This window comes from Microvirga sp. jy35, assembly GCF_056148915.1.
In genome coordinates, this window is record NZ_JBWBEW010000046.1 from 1 (window position 1) to 15,834 (window position 15,834).

The 15,834-nt window shown below is 59.4% G+C and carries 11 protein-coding genes and 1 tRNA gene; 8 read left to right on the forward strand and 4 right to left on the reverse strand.

Translation table 11 applies throughout. The features are described 5' to 3' along the window. Nucleotides 1-221 precede the first annotated feature (221 nt). Nucleotides 222-1,136, reverse strand: a complete 915-nt coding sequence (locus AC0QTX_RS23325; RefSeq protein ID WP_474606202.1) for a hypothetical protein — start codon at nucleotides 1,134-1,136, stop codon at nucleotides 222-224. Nucleotides 1,137-1,409: 273 nt separating this feature from the next. On the opposite strand from AC0QTX_RS23325, the gene AC0QTX_RS23330 reads away from it, so the two are divergent. Then, the gene (locus AC0QTX_RS23330) at nucleotides 1,410-4,340 is read left to right on the forward strand and encodes a bifunctional diguanylate cyclase/phosphodiesterase (RefSeq protein WP_474606203.1); all 2,931 of its coding nucleotides are present in this window, start codon (nucleotides 1,410-1,412) and stop codon (nucleotides 4,338-4,340) included. Between the two features lie 41 nt (nucleotides 4,341-4,381). Here AC0QTX_RS23330 and AC0QTX_RS23335 read toward each other — a convergent pair whose 3' ends face one another. Beyond that, nucleotides 4,382-5,668, reverse strand: coding sequence for an Ig-like domain-containing protein (locus tag AC0QTX_RS23335; RefSeq protein ID WP_474606204.1), 1,287 nt, complete (start codon nucleotides 5,666-5,668; stop codon nucleotides 4,382-4,384). Nucleotides 5,669-5,697: 29 nt separating this feature from the next. Here AC0QTX_RS23335 and AC0QTX_RS23340 point away from each other — a divergent pair, with 29 nt between their 5' ends. From AC0QTX_RS23340 to AC0QTX_RS23350, 3 genes are all read left to right on the forward strand, one after another. Further along, nucleotides 5,698-6,009: a hypothetical protein gene (locus tag AC0QTX_RS23340; RefSeq protein ID WP_474606205.1), complete on the forward strand. Its 312-nt coding sequence runs from the start codon at nucleotides 5,698-5,700 to the stop codon at nucleotides 6,007-6,009. A 29-nt stretch (nucleotides 6,010-6,038) separates the two neighbouring features. Continuing rightward, nucleotides 6,039-6,126, forward strand: a tRNA-Ser gene (locus tag AC0QTX_RS23345). A 97-nt stretch (nucleotides 6,127-6,223) separates the two neighbouring features. Next, nucleotides 6,224-6,478 (forward strand): DUF6538 domain-containing protein, encoded by a 255-nt coding sequence (locus AC0QTX_RS23350; RefSeq protein ID WP_474606206.1) that lies wholly within the window; start codon nucleotides 6,224-6,226, stop codon nucleotides 6,476-6,478. 640 nt (nucleotides 6,479-7,118) lie between these two features. Here the strand turns inward: AC0QTX_RS23350 and AC0QTX_RS23355 are convergent. Continuing rightward, nucleotides 7,119-7,433, reverse strand: coding sequence for a hypothetical protein (locus tag AC0QTX_RS23355; RefSeq protein ID WP_474606207.1), 315 nt, complete (start codon nucleotides 7,431-7,433; stop codon nucleotides 7,119-7,121). 1,517 nt (nucleotides 7,434-8,950) lie between these two features. Here AC0QTX_RS23355 and AC0QTX_RS23360 point away from each other — a divergent pair. Then, entirely contained in the window at nucleotides 8,951-9,370 is a 420-nt protein-coding gene (locus AC0QTX_RS23360; protein ID WP_474606208.1) for a hypothetical protein, read from the forward strand. 2,835 nt (nucleotides 9,371-12,205) lie between these two features. Here AC0QTX_RS23360 and AC0QTX_RS23365 read toward each other — a convergent pair. Continuing rightward, nucleotides 12,206-12,454 (reverse strand): hypothetical protein, encoded by a 249-nt coding sequence (locus AC0QTX_RS23365; RefSeq protein ID WP_474606209.1) that lies wholly within the window; start codon nucleotides 12,452-12,454, stop codon nucleotides 12,206-12,208. Between the two features lie 651 nt (nucleotides 12,455-13,105). Here AC0QTX_RS23365 and AC0QTX_RS23370 point away from each other — a divergent pair. From AC0QTX_RS23370 to AC0QTX_RS23380, 3 genes are all read left to right on the forward strand, one after another. Then, nucleotides 13,106-13,249, forward strand: a complete 144-nt coding sequence (locus AC0QTX_RS23370; RefSeq protein WP_474606210.1) for a hypothetical protein — start codon at nucleotides 13,106-13,108, stop codon at nucleotides 13,247-13,249. 968 nt (nucleotides 13,250-14,217) lie between these two features. Beyond that, nucleotides 14,218-14,796, forward strand: coding sequence for a hypothetical protein (locus tag AC0QTX_RS23375; protein WP_474606211.1), 579 nt, complete (start codon nucleotides 14,218-14,220; stop codon nucleotides 14,794-14,796). A 282-nt stretch (nucleotides 14,797-15,078) separates the two neighbouring features. After that, nucleotides 15,079-15,810 (forward strand): transglycosylase SLT domain-containing protein, encoded by a 732-nt coding sequence (locus AC0QTX_RS23380; RefSeq protein WP_474606229.1) that lies wholly within the window; start codon nucleotides 15,079-15,081, stop codon nucleotides 15,808-15,810. Nucleotides 15,811-15,834 lie beyond the last annotated feature (24 nt).

Consider the following 15,834-nt stretch of genomic DNA (forward strand, 5'->3'; position numbering starts at 1 on the left):
GCCGCGGCGGCGGCTCATCCGAGTTCGGCGACGAGGAGCCCGGCCAGATCAGAAGCGGCGGAGACTTCGGACGGTCGTCACCGATGGAGCGCAGGCCCGAGCCGGCGGGAGCCTCCCGCCACAGCGACTTCGACGACGACATCCCGTTCTGATAGTCGCAGAACCGATACCCCTCGAAATCCGGGCGTGGAGCCCGGATTTTTCTTGTCCCGATGCCGGTCTCAAACCCCGGCGGAGGCTTTCCTCGCCTCGTATCGGGCGCGCTGCGCCCGATCCACCTCGCGCAGCTTGCGCGCCCTCTCCCGCAGTTCCTCTCGGCTTGCCCACCACCAGCCTCGGACGGAGCGAAGCTCAGGATTCTCATTCGTGCGCACCGGCCTGGTGCGATAGACCTCCTGAAGGGTGGGCATCCGCCAGCGGGCCCAGACATAGCCGGACGGATCGCTCCGTATATGGGGATAGAGATCAGCCACTCCTGAATCCTGAATAGGATCGCTCTCGATATCCTCGAAGACCACGATGCCCCATCGCTCGGTCGACAACGGGAACCCCAAGGGCGGCAGGTCGTCTCCCGGCACGGGATAGCGCCTGCGGCGCCGCTCAGCCTGGACCCGAGCCGTTTCCTCTGGGACGTGAGCCTTCTGCTCCTCGCGCCGCTTCTGGCGGGTAGCCGGTTCGTTGCGCAAAGCCGCCTCTTCGATCTCGCGCCAGCGCGCTTTCAGCTCTTCGTAAGATCGGAACGGCACCCTCCAGATCCGCTCTTCCGGATCCCAGTGAGCCCAGGGAATGGACCGAAGCGCCTCCACGATGGTGCGCGAATAGGGGGTGCGCACCCTCAGGTCGTCTGCAATCGTCAGATAAGGGCTCTCCAGAGGCTCGAAGGCGAAAGCATCGCGCCCCTTCTCATCGGCATGCCGATCCAGGTCCTGCAGTTCCTGGGCCATCCAGGTGTCGAGCCGCTGGACAGCCGTGGTGCCGGGCACGAACCAGCGCTGCTCATCACCGCGCCATCGAGCCCGCGGGAAGGTCTCACGAAAGCGCCGCACCAGATCCCGGTCGTAAGGAAAGATCGCATAGGCGCCCGGTTTCTCTTCATCATCGGACGGAACGACCAGAAAGGCAGATGCAATCTCCATGGGTGACTGGCTTTTCAGATCATGACGAATCCAAACCCTGAAGTCACAACAGCCGTGCGGGGGATTGGATCCAGCCGTCTCCTCGAGTCCGGATCGGGACCGGGGTAGAAAATAAGTCACATCCGAAATTCAGCTTTCAGGAAGCAATCCTGTGTACTGTCCTGACAGTTCTCCTGAAATCCCATTTAATGATACATTATTCAAACCTTTGCGCTGCTCTGCACCTGGCCCTTCCCTCCTCAACAGAACCCCGTTCTTAGGGTCCGGACGGCAATGACAGAACGTGTTGTCGAAACTTCCTCCCCGCCTTGGTCGATCGCCGATCGTCTGGCGGCTCTGCGCAGCTTTGCGGTTGTGGGAACGGGGCCCGAGAAGGCCTTCGACGATATTGCAGCGATTGCGGCTCACGTCTGCGGGACAGGGATTGCCCTGATCACCTTCGTGGATGAGCATCAGCAATGGGTCAAAGCTGCCATTGGCGTGGACCTCCGGGAGACCTCTCTTGACACCGCCTTCTGCGCGCAAGCCATCCTTCAGACAGACCTTTTCATCGTGCCGGATGCGCTTGAAGATCTGCGCTTTGTCTGCAACTCGTTCGTGCATGGTGAACCCGAGCTGCGCTTTTATGCCGGAGCCGTCATCAGGACGGACGAGGGGCTGCCGCTCGGTACCGTCTGCGTTCTCGACACCCAGCCACGGCCGCAGGGCCTGACGCGGGAGCAATCCGAGATCCTCGTGGCGCTCGCCGGTTCGTCCATGAATCTGCTCAAGCTCAGACGCGCCGAGAAGTCCATCTCACAGGAACGGCAATCGTTCGCAACGCTCGCAGACGCGCTGCCGCACATGATCTGGTCGGCCCGCAGCGACGGGCATGATGAATACTCGAACCAGCACTGGTATCAGTTTACGGGCGCGCCGGCCGGCACTTCTACAGGTCTGGGTTGGATCGAAATGCTCCATCCCGACGATCGCGAGGGGACCTGGGCCCGGTGGCAGCACGCGGCTCGGACGGGCGAGCCTTATGAAGCGACCTGCCGCCTGAGGCACCATTCGGGCGAGTATCGGTGGATCCTGGCGCGGGCGCTGCCTGCCTACGATTCAGAAGGCAAGATCGAGCGCTGGTTCGGCACCTATACGGATATTCACGACTGGAAATCGGTCCAGCGTGCCGCAGCCGAGAGGCAGGAGCAGTACAAGGCCCTTCTGGAGGCGAGCGCCGTTGTGCTGTGGCTCGCAGCCCCCGATGGAACGCTGACGCATCTCGAGGGCACCCTCGAGATCGGCGGCCTGATCAACGATGCGTATACGGGTCAGGGATGGCTCGACTTCGTTCATCGTGATGATCTGGTCAGGGTCAAAGCTGCATGGCTGTGGGCTGTATCCTCAGGAGCCCCGTACCAGAACGAGTTTCGGATCAAGCTTGCCGATGGTGAATACCGTTGGATGCTCGCGAATGCGGTTGCCCTGCGGAATCCGGATGGAACGGTCCGCGAGTGGGTGGGCAGCGTTGCGGATATTCATGACCGCAAGCAGGTTGAGGAGAGACTGCGGGAGAGCGAGGAGCGGCTGCGGCTTGCCCTTCATGCGGGACGCATGTTCGCGTGGGAGCAGGATCTCCGGACGGACTACATCACCCGTTCTCAGAATGCCGTGTCGCTCCTTGGGATCGGCTCCGGTCCACTGGCGGACTTTCTCGACAAGGTGCATCCCGAGGATCGGGGCCTGCGTCAGCACTTTGCCCAGATGGTGAGGACCCAGGGATCCTACACGTCGGAGTTCCGGTACATCCTGCCGAGCGGAAAGGTGCTCTGGTTCGGATCACGCGCCGAGCTCGCCTCGCCCGGTCGAGTAGTCGGCGTCACCTTCGACATCACAGATCGCAAGACGGCGGAAGAAGAGATCTGGCGGACGGCCAACCACGACTCCCTGACCGGCCTTCCGAACAGAGGGCTGTTCCACCGCTGTCTTGAGCAGGCTCTGTCGGACGCCAAGATCAGCAGCACGAGTGTCAGCCTTCTTCTGATTGATCTGGACGACTTCAAGGACGTGAATGACACCCTCGGCCACGACGCCGGGGATGCCCTGTTGCAGGAGGCAGCCCGCCGCCTCGCCGGTCTCGTGCACCCATCCGATACCGTCGCGCGGCTCGGCGGCGACGAGTTTGCAGTGCTTCTGGTGGAACCGACGACACTGGATAAGGCGGCACAGTTCGCGGAAGGCATCATCGAGAAGCTGCGCGAGCCGTTTACCTACAAGCGACGCATCGTTTCCAGTCGCGCCAGCATCGGAGTGGCGTCGTTTCCGGAGCACGATTCCGACCCTGCAGGACTGATGAAGAGCGCCGATATTGCCCTCTACCGCGCCAAAGCGCAGGGCCGGAACCGCGTTCTGACCTACTCACCCGCCATGCGGCGCGAGATCGAAAAGCGCGTCTCTTTGGGTGCCGAACTGCGTGAGGGTTTGGCCCGGAATCAGATCGCCCCGTTCTACCAGCCCAAGATCTGCCTATCGACCGGACGGATCGTCGGCTTCGAAGCGCTGGCGCGCTGGGAACACCCGACAAAAGGTATTCTGGGACCGGCCTTCTTCGGAGCTGCCTTCGATGATGCGGATCTTGCTCCCGCGATCCGGCGGCAACTGGTTGCGAAGGTCGCTGCCGACATGCGCCGCTGGCGCGGCGACAATCTGCCCTTCGGACGGGTTGCCGTGAACTTCTCCTCCGCTGACTTCAGCCAGCCTCGGCTGGTAGAGGAGATCCTCGAGGTTCTTCAGGATGCGCAGGTTGGACCCGAGACTTTCGAGGTCGAGATCACAGAGACCGTCCTGCTGGGCAGAAGCTCCGACTGCATTTCGGCCATTCTCAAGCAATTTCGCAACAGCGGCATCAGCATCGCCCTGGACGACTTTGGGACCGGATATGCGTCTCTTATGCACCTCAAGCACTTCCCGGTCGACCACGTGAAGATCGACCGAACCTTCATCGAGGACCTCGATCAGGATACGGACGATGAAGCGATCGTCGCTGCCATCACAGGTCTCGGCAGAAGCCTGAACATGAAGATCACGGCTGAAGGCGTCGAGACCCGCGACCAGGTGCACCGCCTTAAGCGTCTCGGCTGCCATTACGCGCAGGGATATCTATACTCCGAGGCCGTTCCCGCCGCAGACGTCCCTGGACTGCTGGATCGTTTCCGTGCGGGTTAGGCGGAAGAGGAGGATGTCCTCCTCTTCCGCTCGCTTTGGTCTTAGGTGAACAGCCAGTCGTTGGCCGTCAGTGCGACATTCTTCACCGTCACCTTGCCACCTGTGTTGGTGGTGATCACGGTATCAGCGCCATTCATGGCCGCCGTGACGGTGGTGCCACCCAGAAAGTGCAGCTTGTCTCCAGTCGCACCCCGTTGGAAGTTGGTGATCGTGTCGTTGCCGTTCGAGCCGAAGAACTGAAGGTGCTGGACACCCGCACCGAGGTTATAGAAGTCGTCGCCGGAGGCTCCGCCACCATTAGCCTGATCGTTGATCCAAACCGCGCTGCTCGCGTTTACAGTGTCGCTGCCGGAGCCACCTGTGATGATCGAGTTTGGAGCTTCCGTTCCGCTCCCCCCGAAGTTGAACGCATCGTCACCGTTGAGCCCGTTCACGAAGAGCTTGCGGGTGAAACCCGACAGGTTGAACATGTTGGCCTGATCGTCGCCCTCCACCGTCAGCGTGCGACCAGCCAGACCAGTCGTTGCGTTGATGGTGATGTTCTCGAAGTCCTTGATGAGCTTCCCGTCGAACTGCGTCCACTTGATCTGCTCACCAAGCTTGATCTTGAGACCAGCGCCCTCGGTGAGTTGAACCGACTGGAACACCAGAGTGTCGTTGCCGTCACCGCCGTTGAAGGGGAGGAAGTCCTTCTGGCTATCGGTGCTGTTGACAGTCGCGATGACTGTCTCATTAGCCCCATTGGTGATGCCGTGCACCTTGAACGTGATCTTCTCAGGAGCGGACCACAGCTCGCCGTCACTCACCCGATACTCGAATGTGACGTCCTTCGTTTCCCCACGGTTCAGAGCGGACAAGAACGCCTTGTCGCCTTCGAACCGGAAAGTCCGGCCATCGGATGGGTCGAGAGTAACCGTGCCGCCTTCCACCGGCTGAGAGACGATCTCGTATTCAACGATACCGAATTCGCCCGTGTCGTAACCAAGGCCCTGGATCTCGGCGTTGGGCGCGTCTTCCCAGATCTGTGTGCTCAGTGCCGTTGCGACCGGAGGATCGTTCGCAGGGGCGGCATCGTTGTCCACGATGTTTGCCCAACCGGAAGACGGGAAGACTTCCTGATAGAGCGGGTCATCCGTGACAATCGGCTCGAAGTAGATCGTCGTGCCGGTGCCAGACGCCTGATACGCCGTGTCATCGATGGCCATCACGCTCACCATCTGGGGCTTATTCCAGTTCTCCGGCGTGAAGGTGACTGAAGGCGTCGGGAGTGCTTCCCCACCATTGACCGAGAACAGGACCCCACCATCGGAACCAAGGCTGATGGTCACGGGATGGGTCGGCTTACGGGTCAGAACAAGTGAGGCGGCTGTTCTGGGCGGCGGCAGCCTCCCCTCACCTGCTGGAAACGTTCCATTCGCTGCGGACCGCGGAGATCAACTTCGACCGCGATCTCAAGATCGACCCGCGAACGACGCGGCTTCAGGTCGGTCACGAGCTGCTCGACGTTCATGAGGAGTATGGCGGATCGCTGCGCCGGAGCGAGCTGCACGAGATCGCGAAGGCTCCGCTGCTTGGCGAGATTGATTTCACAGTTTTCCGCGGGCTTGATTTCGATGCCATGGCGGCGAACCGCCCTACGCGCGGCCGGCCTAAGCGGATCAAGAGCTAACCTACTGGTAGATCTCTCGAACCGTAAGCGAAGAGGGGCAAGCGGATCAATGCACCGCACTCGAAATGCGGTATACGGGCAACCGTATCGGGAGTTCGAATCTCCCCCTCTCCGCCATTCCTGCTCAAAATCGAGCGTTCACCTTAAATCCAGTCTCCACATAGGTTTCATGCCGCCCGAGTGGTACACACGGGTGGTACACATGATCCTTGCAATGGCACGTCCCTGGAAGCATCCCAAGACCGGCGTCTACTGGTTCCGCAGGCGGGTTCCTGCCCGCCTCCTCACGTCCGTCGGCAAGCGCGAGGAAAAGCGCAGCCTCCGGACCAAAGACTTGTCTGAGGCTAAGGCCCGATACCGGGACGTAGCCCAGGAGATTGAGGATCACTGGCTTGTCCTTGAGCAAGCCGCCTCAGCCCAGCCGACTGTGACTCTGACGCAAAAGCAAATCATCGCCTTGTCGGGATAACCAAACGCCTTCTGAATGGTGGCACATTCTTGACACCCAAACCGGCGAGGTAATCGAGCGGCGTCACTTGAAAGTAAACGGGAGCCTGAGTTTCATGCGGTCCGACCGGATCGTCGGTTCCCAGGCCCCGCGCACTCCAATCACTGTCAGACCTGCTTTACAGACGAGTGGTGGAGATGCCTCAAGAGTGCTTGAGGCGGGGATACGCGCCAGTGTTGCGTCTGTGAGCAAGCCAAATGGTAGTGCAAACGGACACCTGAATGGTGGGGATCAGTAGCGGGAAGGCCTTGCTTCGGCGGGGCTTTGCTTCTCCAATATAACCCTGAAATGAATTAGGGATATGCCCTCCCGACTGTCGTGTAAGCTTTCGAGAGGACGTTCCTTCGAGGCATGATGGCAGTCGGCATCGAAAGCCCTGCATACTCATGAGGCCTCATGGGTCTCCAAGAGCGGATTTGGGGAGGCCACAGGTATATGCGTAAGCTCGGGGCTTTTGCTGTCCTCGTACTGAGCGGGATAAGTGCATCCTGCGCCCAAAGAGCGGTGCCACCGGCCAACATTGCTCCGTCATCCACTGCGCCAGAAGCCGTGTATAACATACGCCCCAATACGATGGGAGAGAGACGGCGGGGTGCCGTCATCAGGGAAGGTGCGGAGAAACGGTTGCCTGCTCGTACCCGCCTAGTCGACGCAGGCGCCGAAACAGAGCAGCGCCCAAGACCTCAGGCCCCAGAGTCGCATACATCTGAGGCTCCACACGAGCCTTGGCATAGGCCGCCTTCAGCTGCAGTACTTCCGCCACCGTCCGAACCTGCTGAGCCCAGCCTTCCAGCCGTAGCATCGCTGCCTTCGCCGCCAGAACCGGCTTTGCCGTCAGCCCCACAACCGTTTTGGTCTGGACTAGTAGATGTGGCAGTTCCAGCGCCTCAGAGGCCAGCAGCGCCAACGTTGTCATCCCCTCCGCCAGCTATGGAACCCGCACCCGCTCCAGAACCTGCCGCTCCTCCTGTTTCAGCGGCGTCTCCGGAAGCCATGATGCCACCACTTCTGGAGCCTGCGGAACCTAGCTTTCCGGTCGCAGAATTGCTGCCTCCGCTTCCGGAACCGGCCGAACCATCCTTTCCCGAACAAGAGGCGAGTGCTGCAGATACTCCCGTCTTGATCCTCTTCCCTGAGCTGACAGAAAACCTGTCGCTAAGCCCACGCTCTCATTGGCGGGATGTCACCGAGACTTTCTCGGTTCCTCAGAGCTTGCTGTCGGGAGTTTTCGAGACAGACCCGGAAGGAAGGCTCCCGAGCCTAATTCGAGATCCGTGGCCGCTCCCGATTGGACCCTGACCAACCGGGTCTGTCTGGCGACGAATGCGAAGGTCAAGTCGGCGTTGCGCGGGGATGCGCCCGGACTAGTGAGATGTGCCACCCAAGCTGAAGGGCATGCGGTGGGCTACCTATGAGGGGTGGGTGGCCAAGTACGACGGTGCGGAGGAGATGTTGGACGCGCAACTCGTCATGGCAGTGGCGCGGCTGATGAGAAAGCTCTGGCAGCCAGCGCCTTCCAGCTAGGTCGGGTGAAGAATTGCTCTGCACCATGCAAGCATTTGTTAAGGTCTTGGGAGCAGCCTCTCCATGTGCCTAAACGGCACGGTTGTTGTTTCCTCTGGAGCCGGCCGTGAAAGGCGGCCTCCCTTGAGCGTCAACGCGACTGGCGCTCTTTCTTTGATGGCCGCTCTCTCGAAGGCGGCGACGCGCATTGAGCAAGTTGAACCCTACCGTCAGCTACAGTTAGAGCAACGGCTTTTCGGAGCAGCTCTGCATGCTCCTCCCACGGATGATGCCTCCCTATGTTAACCGAGAGGAATAGTCATGATTGTCCGCATTCTTACTGCTACCAGCCTTCTTCTTGCTGCCCCCGCTGCCATTGCTGCACCTACGAAGCCGAAACCAGTCTCGGCTGTGGTCATTACAAACTCCCGCGAGGTGCCAGCGTCTGATGTTGCCATTGGGGCCAACGGTCAAACAGTTCGGCTGTCAAAGCCACTCGCCCCTAAAGCACAAGCCACTCTGAAGCTGCCGAAAACAAGCGGATGCATGGTGGTTGTGGCCGCTGTTTTCGAGGATGACGCAACGTCAGAGCCTTCCGAGCTTGACGTATGCAAGGATAGAACCATTCGATTGACAGATTGATTTCCTCTACACTCAGACATGACAAGCGTGAGAGGAATGCTCTCTACTAGACGAGGTGAGCGCAGTCCCGACTGCGGTTTTAAGGCATGAGGGTTCGCTGCGCTCACCGGCCGACTAGCCTCTCGACAGCGACCTGAACTGACCCCTGTCCCTGCAACGCCCATTCGGTTCAGATATTAGCGCACGCCGTGCGGCTCAATGAGAGACTAGCACCCTATCAGCTGCCGCAACAAAGCCTCCGAGCCGTGTTCCAATCTGAGGTAACGGGCTATCTGAGGAAGATACTCTATGGGCAGTTTCGTCCCCCACCTAACGTCGGCAGACTGGGCAATTGTCATTGCTGTCATCCTGGTGCCGCTTCTCATGGTTTTTAGCGTTTATGCGATCCGCACCGAGATCCGGGAGGCCCGGCATTTCGGGGCTAAATCGGTCAAACTCAAGACTAGCAAGGCGGAGCGCCAGAAGTGGCGCAAGCTGGCAATGTCCCCGGAAATGGTCAACCTGCTGGATGATGTTGAGACGCTACTACGCCTCATCAATGCCGATGAAGTTGTCGCTCGACAAGAGCACAAGGAGGCCGTCCGTCTGTCTTGGATGAGCTATCGGGTCCCGGTACGCATGGCTCTGTTCGGCAGCCTCTTGCTCGGCGGCATCATCTCCACGGTTTTTGTGATGATTGCTCAAGGTCCTTCCAATCCAATCCCTTGAAGTCTGGTGCGTCCCAATGGGTGCCGACACGGCTATAAAACGTCCCGTCTTTGAGAGAGGCCACTAGGATCTTGTCTCTAGCTGTTGGGGCTTGCGAGAACAACATTGGGAGCAGCCTCATTGATGGTGCTGAAGCACAGGCGCAATGGCAGCAAGCCTTGGGAGTTCGGGTATGGCATACATGACACCACACGAGCGCGCCGAGAGCCTCCGAGACGCAATCCATATGTATATTGACTTGGCTGAAGGCGAAGATACTGGGCCCTCTTGGAGGTTAACAGATAGGGGCTTCGCCAGGATTGCGTTCGTCATTCGCGAGGCTGAAAACGACGCATTGGAGCGAGCCGCCGAGTTGTGCGAGGCGGCGCACCTGGGGAGCCGGACGCGGTACAGTATGCTTCTTGGGCCGGATTATCTCGTGGCGCGAAGCCTCCTATCACGGGAGCTTGCTGCTGCCATCCGGGCTTTGAAGCAGACGTCCTCAGCGTTCTAGCAACTAGAAACACGCCAACAGCGTTAAGAGTATGGAGTCCCATCTCGGCTGAGGAGCCATCGACACCGAACAGCTTGGCCATTGGCCGGGTTGGCGACGTTCTTCCGTGTCTCGGGAGGGTGGAGCCATGGTTCGGATCCTCTTATTGACTGTTGCATTTGCCTTAGCTGTCTCCGCCGGAGCGGAGGGGGCCCCATCCCGCAAACGTAGCGTCTCGGCTCAAGAGCGAACACCGCAGTCTCACGCCGCGCAAGAACAGGATGAATTCCGGTCGTGCGATGTGGCCGTCCGGGAGTTCGTCCAAGGGCGGAGGGAGGCCACAGCACTTCCTATCAAAGAGGTCAAGGTCGACGGTTTGCGGATGACCTTGAACTTCGTTCACCCGTATGGAGAAAGCGGGGATACGCCTCCGAATTTGGCTTTCACACGTGGCGAGTCGATTGAAGAGCGCCGTAAGGCGTTGAATGAGGCGAAGCAGAAGGCCCGAATGCTGGCAGAGGCGGCCAAAACGGGGAGCGTCTGGTACGTGATTGTTCTCAGGAAGGAGGGCAGTCCAGCCGATGAGCGGCGTAGTCCAGCCAGCACACAGGCAGGCGAAGGCCAACAACCCTCTGCCGACGCTGTGGTCATGGCCAGCATTGAGGGCCGCTGCATCACTGTCTCGCAATACGAAGCTATCCCACTCAGCAACGTGAGTAGCGAGCTACGGCAGTTGTTAGGTCAGCGGGACCAAGAGGCATTGCCGCCCGGAGCCTCCCCGCAACCGCCTCCATCCTGATGCACGCTGTGTTGTGATTTGTAGGCGGGCGACCAGCCGCGAAATTGAGCTTAAACGACGGAGGATGTGCGATGGCACATCGTGAGCAACACGGGAACCGGGAAGCGAAAATGCCCAAGAAAGAAAAAGCAAGCCGTTCTTAGGGCTAGAACAACGGCGGAGCTTCTGTAGAGTTTCTCTTTATAAGGCGGAACTTGTAGCCGGTCCGATGGAAAGGACAGTCGGTCCGACCTCAGGGACAGTAACAGCTCTCAAGAAAGAAAATTACCGCCCGCGGTCCGATGACAGGGACCGAGCAGGGTCGTTTGAACCCTCCAGCGGTCCGACCACAGGGACGCATATAATCTACCATAGGGGGTCTAGGGTGGAGGTGACGAACCAGCAGTCAGGATTCGTGGTGAACCTGCGGCTAGGAGGATGTCGCTGTGCCTCCTGACCGGTTGCGCCTTTTCGAACCATCTCACCCATCCTCTTTCGGCTCTAGTCGGATGGATGCGATTGGGTTGCCTCGGATAAGGTCCCATCTTGCCTCTCTGGCTGTGGTGATAGGCACAACAAGACCCTGAAGCAGGGGCAGTGCGAGAATGCCAGCTACAAGCGCTATCGCTGCAACGACGGGCCCGGTCAGCCCGAAGGCAGCCCTCTTGAAATGAGGAGACGGGGTGCTTCTCCTTCGTTTGGAGTGCTCGGCGGTGAACCCGGTGTGGCGTTGAAGGGCGTTATCATTCCCTGCACCTTCGGGTTGACGAAGACTCATGGCGACCATCGGCAGCAATGCTTTCAAGAACATTCGTGCCGAGCAGTAGGAAAGGACGGTTTTCATCGTTTGGCCTCCCTGAAGGCAAGCCAAGACTATCCGCCTATCCTGTAGGAAGGATGAGTGCCTGGACACACCAGCGCGACGCATAGGCACCTCTGGCGGCTTCGGTGAGACTTGAAACCTTCAGCGGCTCTCTTGCCGATCCCCTCAACTGATTTCAGAGAAGATCAGTCTCCGCTTGGATACCGGTGAGGGAGGCACAGTCAATTCCGGATGATTGCAGGTGCCCAAAGAGCTATAGTCGGTGGGAACAAAAATCCGCTCGTGATCTGCCTTGGATTAGCCCTGTTCTGCCCGACGCAATAGAAACTCACGTGGTTGAGTTTTCAGGATGGCACATGCCCTTAGATGAGCCTTTTCCTCTTGAAGCCGTACCCTCGCGAGTGAGCTATGCTCTGTTGCTTGAGTTCAATGGGCGCTGTCCCAGCCTCCGAGAAGTGGACCAAATCCCGGATAAACACTGGTTGACGGTGCCGGGTATGGGGCCAGCCTCCTTGGAGATGGTCCGTAGCATCATCAAAGCGTGGGCGCCGCAGGCACCCAGTTATACCGCTTCACACAGCTTATCGGATGCCGAGTTGTTGAGGCGCCTTGAACAGTTGCAAGAGGACTTGCGCTGGCTAGAGGCTTATACACGGCGGAGGCCGTACCGCCAAAGGCGCAAGCAGGCGGCGCGAAATGATACTGACAACTCAGGCCGCCAGTCTGATGGGTTTGAAGCTCCAACCAGTCGAAGCGACGAGGCTACGTCGCCTGAGGATTCGCGACTGTCACAGAACTAGGCGCCGCCCCTGGATCTCCCATCCGCTTTCCGGCTGTGGCTTTCTCCATCGCGAGCAGAAGAACTCCGATGTCCTCGCCCAGCAGGCTAATGGCATTGCGGGCATATTCCAGAAAGCGCTCCTTACAGGCGGACGACTCACCATCCCACGGGAGTTCCTGGTGCCCGGCTTTGTGAATGGCCCGCGCCACCAACTCGACTTTGTGCTGCATCGTTACCTCCAGGGTTAGGAGCAGGAGTTGTCCCGGCTCAAGGGAATGCTCAGGTGCGCTGCCTTCTCAGATGCTGGTCAACAGAAGGACCCCCCGATAAGGCACTGGCAGAGGCAACAAAGGTAAGCAACGCACAATGAATTGACGGGCCAGGGTTGGTGAGATGCTCAGGACCTGAATCGGTGCCCTGGCCGGCTGCCGAATGTCGGGTAGCGCTCATAGGACGACCCTGCACCTGAATTGACGGTGAATAGTCAGTAGACGGGGGCAGCGACTGGTCTATTCCTTCACGAAACTGAGATGGGTTTCGAGAGGGCCCGATGAGGTTCTAGGGGCCTGCAGCCAGTGGCAGCAGCGGCGGGGCTGATGAAGCGGCTTTTAGCCAAAAGATTTCGACTCACAAATCGACACAATGCGGTAGCCGCACGCCCTGAAGTGTAAGTTCATTGACCTATGGCTATGGAGAGCTGCAGCCGAGCGACTGCGAGAGGCGCGCTCCGGAAGCCTCTTATCCACACAGTTCACAGGCATGCTCGCAGGGCAGGAACCTCTCTCGACAGCTCTGCTATCTGAGTAGATGTTCACTTTATGTTCTATTCAGGTGCGGCACGATGATGGGCAGACCCAAGCTGACGGTGGAGCAGGTCCGGGATGCACGGCTTCGCTTTGCGTCTGGGGAACGGGCATTACAGCAAGCTTGCCCGCGAGTACGGCGTCAGCCGCGAGGCTGTTCGAAATGCCGCTGAAGGGCTGACCTTCAAGTACCTGCCCATGCCGCCCACGAGGCCGAAATGAGATCCGGCCGCAATCCCCGCCGAGCCTATGACGCGGACGGCAACGAGATCCCGCCAGTCACGGTCGGGCAGAGCCTCGCTGACGGCTACAGGACAGTCATGGCATACTGCGAAGCGCACAACTGCGGCCATGGTGCCGAGGTGCCGCTGAAGGGATGGCCTCCTGATGTTCCGGTGCCCGATATGGCCTTGAGGCTGCGATGCTCCAAGTGTGGGAGCCGACGAGTCAGAATGATGGTCAATGTGAAGGAACTGTACGCCAGGGCTCACGGGGCAGGCAGCACCGGCGGATAAGCGTCCCAGTGGCTATTGAGTTAAGGATGCGTTTACCTTTCGGGCGGAGCCTCTTCCTGTGCCTTGTAGGCACGCTCGTTCGCCCTCGATGGTCGCACAGGCGGCCCACCTAGAGCGCCAGCCAAACGGGCGCTCTTTCTTTGCGGCATCACACCCATATCTCTGTAGCGTGTGTCGACGCACATCTACCAAGCTTAAGAACAGTCATGTTGCAAGCCAGTTCTTCTAAGGTCGAGACAGGAACATGCGTGCGCTCCTCAGCCTATTGTGCTCACCCTCCATTCAATCCGCCTCGTTGTTTGCTGCTGCGCGAGAGTCAAACAAATCGGACCTAGTGGAGTATTACCGCGCCATACTGGCGGAGATAGCCGCAGATGACACGTCATCCATGAGGCTGCCGGTGGACTTGCCTGAGCCAATCTACGATGCCATCGAGGCTTGGGGCAAAGCCGCAGACCTTCACATGTCGCCGAGTACCGTCTGACATTGCACAGGTGCGACCACAAAGGGGAGCGAGCGTCTCGGCGCTCTACGAGAGCCGAGATCTTGACGAGCCTAAATCTGTAGCCGGTCCCACCACAGGTACACATCTAATCTACCAGATGGGGTCTAGGGTGGAGGGAGGGAACGAGCACTCGGGAGCCGTAGTGGATCTGCGGCCGAGAGGACGTCGTCATGCCTCGTGACCGGCAGCGCCTCACCCTGGAGAGCGGACCCAAGCTGGACCTCGCTAAGCTCATCCCGGGCGGCGCTGGTAAACCCGGCAGCCGTATCCAATGCGTGCTCACCTATGGCTCGGGCGATACCATTACAGCCGTTCTCAAGCTGTCGGATTATGCCGGCTTGCTGGAGTTGTCCTTTCAAGGACAGCAGCAGGCATTCTCTTTGGTGTCGGAGCCGAGGCACTTTGGCGGCCTGCAATGGTACGCTGTCTGTTCCAGGACTGGACGACTGGTGCGAGTTCTGTATCGCCCCCTCGGGGCCACATACTTTGCAAGCCGGCATGCTTGGGGTCGCAGGGCTGCTTACGCCTCGCAGTTCCTCGACCCCATCGGGCGGGCATGGCGCACGAAGGCCAAAGTGAAAGCGGCTCTGCTCGGAGATGCGGACCCGGATGAGTGGGACGTGCCGCCAAAGCCCAAGGGAATGAGGTGGGCGACCTACGAGCGCTGGGTGGCCAGGTACGATGCTGCTGAGGAGATGCTTGATGCTCAGGTCGTTATGGCAGCGACGCGGCTGATGAAGCGATTATAGCTAAGCGACCTCCCAAGAGGTATTCGTTACAGTGAAGATTACCGGCTCTTTTGAGTAATCATGGTTATCCATTCTGCCGTTGAACCGCGCGAGTTACTCTGCTCGACCCAGTCTCTAATTAACCTTGAATGGCAGCAGGGGGGCTCATTGCGCAATCCAAACCACGTCAGCGCCTGCTTAGTGTCTGGACTTCTGCTCTTCACTGCTTCTGCGTCAGCACAGGCATCTTCAGCCGATTTCCCAGATATCCCCCTGCCTCCCGCCATCGACGGCCTTGTCGGGATGCCTGAAGCCTATACACCAAGGCGTAAGGTTCATCTTGACGCCGTCAGGCGTGAGGCCGAGCAGGCGGGGCTTCCGCCTGATATTGCCGACGCGGTAGTGCTGGTCGAGAGTGCTTATGACCCAGGTGCCGTTGGAGGAGTTGGTGAGGTCGGGCTCATGCAGATCCGTCCTACGACGGCGGCCATGCTGGGCTACAGGGGCACGTTGGCCGGATTGTTTGAGCCCGGAATCAACATTCACTATGGCGTCGCATATCTTGGTCGTGCGTGGCAGCTTGCTGGCGGTGACCTGTGCCGCGCACTCATGAAGTACCGAGCAGGACACGGTGAGGAGCGCATGACACCACTTTCGGTGGAGTACTGCCGACGCGTTCGGGCTCACCTGGCAGTTATCGGGTCCCCGATTATTGCAGGCGGTGACGTACTCGGCGCTTCGGCTTTAATCCCATCGAATGCATCCAGGAGAGCCACTGCTGATGCGACAGCTAAACTCTCCGAACCCAGTCCAATTCACCGGGTGAACAGCGTGGCGGCGAGGGGTATCAAGGTTCTGCCTCCACAGCGACCTATAGGAGGATCAAGGGTCGCTGCCGCAGGGGGGCAACCGTGCCTTCTACGAAAGCGCGTTCCCTTGCTCTCGCGCAGGAGAAGGAGAAGAGGCGGAAGGCAAGGACCCGGCAAATGTGGGCTGCCCATGACGCCCGGTTGCAATCCATCTCCGCGAAGCTGAGGCCAGAGAGCCTCCGGATTGCTA